This is a genomic window from Alteribacter salitolerans (assembly GCF_016901055.1).
Taxonomy (GTDB): Bacteria; Bacillota; Bacilli; order Bacillales; family Salisediminibacteriaceae; genus Alteribacter; species Alteribacter keqinensis.
Genome location: NZ_JAFEUX010000001.1, coordinates 651328 through 657327 on the forward strand (window position 1 = coordinate 651328; position 6000 = coordinate 657327).

A 6000-nucleotide genomic window follows, 5' to 3' on the forward strand; every position below is an offset into this window, starting at 1 on the left:
AAAGTGCGGATGCAGCCTGCGTTCCCTTTGCTTTCCGTGGCGGTGCCGGCAAGCATCCAGATTTCAGGGGTGCTTTCTTTGCACCGGCGCCCCAGCGGAAAGGGAGCGTATTCCGTTCAATGAAGTTGAGTTTGAATTCTTTTTCAGAGCAGCCTAATTTTTTATCACGTCATAAATAAGTGGAGGTGCACTTACTTCATCAGTTGAAATGGTATATGATTCATAAATCCGGTTCATACAAGCGTCCACATTTTCCTGATTGCTGTGAATGGTTACAAGAGACTCTCCTTTTGTAACATGGTCTCCGATCTTTTTGTTGAGAACGAGACCCACAGCCAGGTCAATCTCAGATGTTTTCGTTGCCCGTCCCGCTCCGAGAATCATAGCAGCGGTTCCGATTTTATCCGCGGTAATGGCAGAAACAATACCGTCTGCCTTTGCTTTTACATCAAAAATGAAATTCGCTTTTGGAAGCTTATCCGGGTCGGCAATCACTTCAGGGTCCCCATTCTGGGACTTGGCAAAGAGCTTAAAGTGTTCCAGGGCAGAGCCGTCTTTAATAGCACCTTTAAGCATCTCCGTTGCTTCCTCATCGTCTTTTGCTTTCCCTGCCAGGACAACCATATGACTTCCAAGTGCTAGACAAAGGTCGGTCAGGTCTTTCGGACCCTCGCCTTTCAGTGTCAGAATTGCTTCTTTAACCTCAAGTGCATTTCCGATTGCTTGTCCAAGAGGCTGGCTCATATCAGAAATGACAGCGGACGTGCTGCGCCCCAGGTCGTTTCCGATTTTCACCATCGTTCTCGCAAGCTCTTTTGCATCGTCCAGCTTTTTCATAAAGGCACCTGAACCCGTCTTAACATCCAGCACGATTGCATCCGCACCTGAAGCAAGCTTTTTACTCATAATAGAACTTGCAATAAGAGGAATCGAATTTACCGTTGCTGTTACATCACGCAGGGAATAAAGTTTTTTGTCAGCAGGCGTTAAATCTGCTGTCTGTCCGATTACGGCTACTTTATTCCTGTTTACCAGGTCAATAAACGTATCGTTTGTAATCTCAACACTGAACCCTGGGATGGCTTCCAGTTTATCAATGGTTCCACCGGTATGACCCAGACCCCGTCCACTCATTTTCGCCACCGGTACACCAACACTGGCGACAAGAGGTGCCAGGACAAGTGTAGTCGTATCCCCTACACCACCGGTGCTGTGTTTATCCACTTTAATTCCATCAATAGCTGAGAGGTCAATGGTCTCACCGGAATGAACAATAGCGTCTGTGAGGAAGGCACTCTCCTCATCAGTCATACCTCTGAAAAACACAGCCATGGAAAAGGCGCTCATTTGGTAATCTGGAATGTCATCTTTTACATAACCGTCAATAATGAAGGTGATTTCCTCTTGTGTCAGTTCATGACCATCACGCTTTTTCTCTATTAAATCAACCATTCTCATAGTAAGCCACCATCCTCATATCATTAGAAGTTCTACATTTTACCGACAATTTCTTTTACTAAGGCCAGGAAGTTTGCTTTTACTTTTTCCGTTGTTTCAATCACTTCATCGTGATGCAACGGCTGATCGAGTATCCCTGCTGCCATATTGGAAATACATGAAATCCCAAGAACCTTAAGTCCGCTGTGGCGGGCAACGATTACTTCGGGTACTGTACTCATTCCTACTGCGTCGCCTCCAATTGCACGGAGCATACGGACTTCAGCAGGAGTTTCGTAACAAGGGCCGGTATTCCCTACATACACACCCTTTTGCACATTGATCCCAAGTTCTTTTGCAGTCTCTGTGGCAAGAGATAAGTGATCTTTCGTATAAGCTTCACTCATATCAGGAAATCTCGGTCCCATTTCTTCATCATTCGGACCAATTAATGGATTTGTTCCGAAATTGTTGATGTGGTCCTCGATGAGCATCAGATCACCAGGCTCATACGATTCATTTACCCCCCCTGCTGCATTTGTCACAATCAGGTCTGTAACACCGATGGCTTTCATCACTCTCACCGGAAGAGTAACAAGGCTCATATCGTAGCCTTCGTAAAAATGAAAACGGCCCTGCATGGCAACAACACTTTTTCCATTCAGAGTACCGATGACAAGCTGACCTTTATGTCCTGCAACAGTTGAGGTCGGGAACCCTGGTATATCACTGTAGGGGACACTCACAGCTTCTTGAATTTCATCTGCAAGAACGCCAAGACCCGAACCTAAAATAAGGCCGACTTGTGGCTTTTTCGTTAGTTTACCTTCAATAAATTGTTTCGCTTCAATGAGTGCATTAGTCATAAAAATACAGTCCTCTCTTATTTCAAGTCATTTAAAAAGCTTTTGCCATGTTCAGGCATTTTCACACCGAAGTTATCTGCAATGGTAGCTCCTACATCCGCAAAGGTCTTTCTGTCGTCCATCCGCTCTCCTTTACTGAAGCGTTTGTTATAGCAAAGAAGCGGTACATATTCTCTGGTATGGTCTGTACCCGGGTGAACCGGATCATTTCCATGGTCAGCTGTAATGATTAACAGGTCCTCTTCCTTAAGCTCCTGCAGAAGTTCAGGAAGCCTTTGATCATACTCTTCGAGAGCTTCGCCGTAACCGATCGGATCTCTTCTATGACCGAACTTTGCATCAAAGTCAACAAGATTTAAAAAGCTGATACCTGTGAAATCCATTTTTGTTGTTTGAACAAGCTTGTCCATACCGTCCATATTCGATGTTGTGCGCAGGGATTTTGTAATTCCCTCTCCATCATAAATATCAGAAATTTTCCCAATTGCAATGGAGTCAAACCCGCCGTCCTCCAGTTCGTTCATGACCGTTCTGCCGAATGGCTTTAAAGCATAATCATGACGGTTCGAAGTACGTTCCCAGTTCCCTGCTTTACCAAGGAAAGGTCTTGCAATGATACGGCCTACCATGTATTTTTCATCGAGAGTCAATTCACGGGCAATCTTACAGATGCGGTAAAGCTCCTCTAAAGGAACGATATCCTCATGGGCAGCAATTTGCAGGACAGAATCGGCAGAGGTATAAACAATCAAATCCCCCGTGTTCATGTGGCGCTCCCCTAATTCATCGAGAATCTCAGTACCGGAAGCTGGTTTGTTCCCTACGATTTTCCTTCCTGTTTTTGCTTCCAATTCATCTATTAATTCTTTTGGAAAACCATCGGGAAAGGTGCGGAATGGTTGTTCAATGCGAAGGCCCATTATCTCCCAATGTCCGGTCATAGTATCTTTTCCGTTTGATGCCTCTTCCATAAGACCGTAATACGCAGAAGGCGTATCCGCTTTTTCTATTCCTGGTATTTCTCTAATATTTGAAAGGCCGAGTGCTCCCATATTCGGCATATTTAACCCGTTCATTCTTTCAGCGATATGACCGAGGGTATTGGCTCCCGTATCATTAAACTTTGCGGCATCCGGGGCTTCTCCTATCCCTACTGAATCCATTACCACTACAAAAATCCTCTTAAAGCGCTTACTTTTCATGCTGCAAATCCTCCTTATGTAGTCACGTTTTTCATCTTTTAATTATACCCTTTTTCAGGAAAGGTATTGTTTCAAATTGTCAAATCACCATGTCTGAAGTCAGACCTCACAATTGTGCAAATCTTCCAACTCCTCTCTTTTACGCTCTTGGATGGAAGTCTGCATAAACATCTTTTAATCTCGTTTTCGTTACGTGTGTATAGATCTGTGTCGTAGATATATCCGCATGCCCCAGCATCTCCTGAACAGCACGAAGATCGGCACCGTTCTCAAGAAGATGGGTAGCGAAGGAATGCCGAAGTGTGTGAGGCGTCAGCTCTTTTTCTATTTTTGCTTCTGCTGCGAGGGACTTGAGCACTTTCCAAAACCCCTGTCTGGACATCTGTCTCCCATGATGATTCACAAACAATACATCATGACGCTGTTTTTTTACAAGTACCGGCCTGCTGGATTGTAAGTATGCCTTAAGTACATCGGAGGCAGTCCTGCCCAGAGGAATGATTCTTTCTTTATTTCCTTTACCGATACACCTTACAAAGCCCATTTGTAAATGAAGATCGCTCAGATTCATTGAACAGAGTTCAGTAACCCGGAGTCCCGTGGCATAGAGCATTTCCAGCATAGCTTTATTTCGCAAGCCAAGGGGTGATGACCCGTCCGGTGCCTCAAGAAGCGCTTCTACCTCTTCCATATTCAATACTTTTGGAAGACGCTTCTCTGCTTTTGGCATATCTATTAATGTACTGGGATCATGAGTTGCAAGCCCTTCCCTTATCATAAACTGGTGAAAGGACCTCAGCGACGACAGCTGCCTTGAAACAGTGGTAGAAGCCTTGCCTTTTTCTTTCAAATGAAATAAAAAGGATACAATATTTGTCCGGTGAACCTTCTCAACATTGTCCAGCTGTTCTACATGTTTTAGATAATGAAGGTAGTTGGAGATATCTCTTCTATAAGCCTCCAGTGTGTTTTGCGACAACCCTTTTTCAACTACGAGGTAGTGGAGGTATTCTTTCAAAGCCTGCTCCATTTTGCACTCTGCCTCCTCTCATTTATTCTCCATGAAGATAAAAAATACGCAGCCTGTCCAGTGCTTCTTTATAAATTGAATCTTCCTGAACCTGACCAATGACTTTAACTGCCCTTCCTTTTGGCTCATCAAACCGATGGTACCTTTCGTACTCATCACTCACCCATATAATACCATAGTAAAAAATAAGCGTGCACCCCATAAACAATACAAACACACAAAGCGTTTCCCACAGTGACCGTATAAATGACATTTCAACACACCTCACATTCTCCCCTTAAACTGTTTCCAAATAATTGCAACAGAACAGGCTTCGTTAATGAGCCTGTTAAAAGAATATGCCGGCAGGAGAACTTTTTATACTGGGTATGTTGTTATGTATATTCAATTTAAGAGGAGAAACAGTAAAAAAGAATAAAGCAACGGCTGTCTGAGCTGCTCCAGTAACAACCTGTCAGAAGAAGCAGTCACAACGCTCGTTGCTTTAACGCTTTTTTACTCACTTTCGGGTTTTTCTTTGCTGTTACAGCGGTGGCAGATACCGTGAAACGTAAGCCGGTGATCTTTGATCACAAAGTTCCACCTGCGTTCTACTATTTTCTCCACATCTCCCAGAAGGTCTTCCTGTATTTCATCCACTGACCCACAGTCAATACAGACGAGATGATGGTGAAAATGTGTTGCCCCTTCTTTACGAAGGTCGTATCTTGATACTCCGTCTCCAAAGTTTATTTTGTCCACCACTTTAAGTTCAGTCAGTAATTCCAGGGTTCGATAAACCGTAGCAAGACCAATTTCAGGGGACTTCTCTTTAACAAGCAGATATACATTCTCCGCACTGAGGTGATCCTCTTCATGTTCAAGCAGAACCCTTACGGTTGCTTCACGCTGCGGTGTAAGCTTGTAGCTTTGAGAGTGCAGTTGTTTTTTTATTCGTTCAATACGTTGCTCCATATTTAACGCCCCTTTAATCTGCCGTTTCCTACTCTATTATACTCCCGGCTAAAAAAAGGTGTCAAATAAGAATTGTTACAAACTCACAATTAGAGTTACTGTTAAATAATAATAATTATCGCCTTTTACTTATATTGTTCTGTTAGTAAGTATGAGTTAATTTGTCTCATTGCGCTTCCGGGATCTCCCCCCATAGCCGTCAAGTTAAGGGATTTAAGAATTTGAAGCAGAAGAAGTCAGGATGCAGCCGGAATCCCCTTCGCTTTCCGCGGGGGCGCCGGCAGAGGAAGCACCACTGCTTCTTCCTCTGTCAGTTATGCTTCGCAGCTTTCTGCGTCGAAGCAACTCGTAGCTTATTCGTGATGTAAACGCTCGTTGCTCCCGCAGGAGCATTCCTGTTAGTAGGTGAAGTGGCCTCTTGCACAAAAAAAGGTCCTCCGTTATGATGCAGGTTGCGAACCCAATACACCAAGAGGAGGACCTTTTGATGCATCATAATCGAAATTACAAA

General features: G+C 44.0%; 6 protein-coding genes. All 6 read right to left on the bottom strand.

The features are described 5' to 3' along the window. Positions 1-153 precede the first annotated feature (153 nt). The 6 genes from JSY36_RS03145 to fur all read right to left on the bottom strand — a co-directional run bounded on the left by JSY36_RS03145 (position 154) and on the right by fur (position 5489). On the bottom strand, positions 154-1458 hold the full coding sequence (locus JSY36_RS03145; protein WP_205165165.1) for a pyrimidine-nucleoside phosphorylase: 1305 nt from the start codon (positions 1456-1458) through the stop codon (positions 154-156). A gap of 32 nt (positions 1459-1490) precedes the next feature. Beyond that, entirely contained in the window at positions 1491-2303 is an 813-nt protein-coding gene (locus tag JSY36_RS03150) for a purine-nucleoside phosphorylase (protein WP_205165166.1), read from the bottom strand. 17 nt (positions 2304-2320) lie between these two features. Beyond that, positions 2321-3505 carry a phosphopentomutase gene (gene deoB / locus JSY36_RS03155; protein WP_205165167.1) on the bottom strand — a complete coding sequence of 395 codons (1185 nt, stop codon included), beginning with the start codon at positions 3503-3505 and terminating at the stop codon, positions 2321-2323. Between the two features lie 139 nt (positions 3506-3644). Then, the gene (gene xerD / locus JSY36_RS03160; protein ID WP_205165168.1) at positions 3645-4535 is read right to left on the bottom strand and encodes a site-specific tyrosine recombinase XerD; all 891 of its coding nucleotides are present in this window, start codon (positions 4533-4535) and stop codon (positions 3645-3647) included. 22 nt (positions 4536-4557) lie between these two features. After that, positions 4558-4788 carry a YqzK family protein gene (locus JSY36_RS03165; RefSeq protein ID WP_122896578.1) on the bottom strand — a complete coding sequence of 77 codons (231 nt, stop codon included), beginning with the start codon at positions 4786-4788 and terminating at the stop codon, positions 4558-4560. A 242-nt stretch (positions 4789-5030) separates the two neighbouring features. Continuing rightward, positions 5031-5489 (bottom strand): ferric iron uptake transcriptional regulator, encoded by a 459-nt coding sequence (gene fur, locus JSY36_RS03170; RefSeq protein WP_205165169.1) that lies wholly within the window; start codon positions 5487-5489, stop codon positions 5031-5033. Positions 5490-6000: the final 511 nt, after the last annotated feature.

Coding starts and splice junctions, on each gene's coding strand:
- deoB (WP_205165167.1), bottom strand. CDS start 3,505: ATGAAAAGTAAGCGCTTTAAGAGGATTTTTGTAGTGGTAATGGATTCA.
- xerD (WP_205165168.1), bottom strand. CDS start 4,535: ATGGAGCAGGCTTTGAAAGAATACCTCCACTACCTCGTAGTTGAAAAA.
- JSY36_RS03165 (WP_122896578.1), bottom strand. CDS start 4,788: ATGTCATTTATACGGTCACTGTGGGAAACGCTTTGTGTGTTTGTATTG.
- fur (WP_205165169.1), bottom strand. CDS start 5,489: ATGGAGCAACGTATTGAACGAATAAAAAAACAACTGCACTCTCAAAGC.
- JSY36_RS03150 (WP_205165166.1), bottom strand. CDS start 2,303: ATGACTAATGCACTCATTGAAGCGAAACAATTTATTGAAGGTAAACTA.
- JSY36_RS03145 (WP_205165165.1), bottom strand. CDS start 1,458: ATGAGAATGGTTGATTTAATAGAGAAAAAGCGTGATGGTCATGAACTG.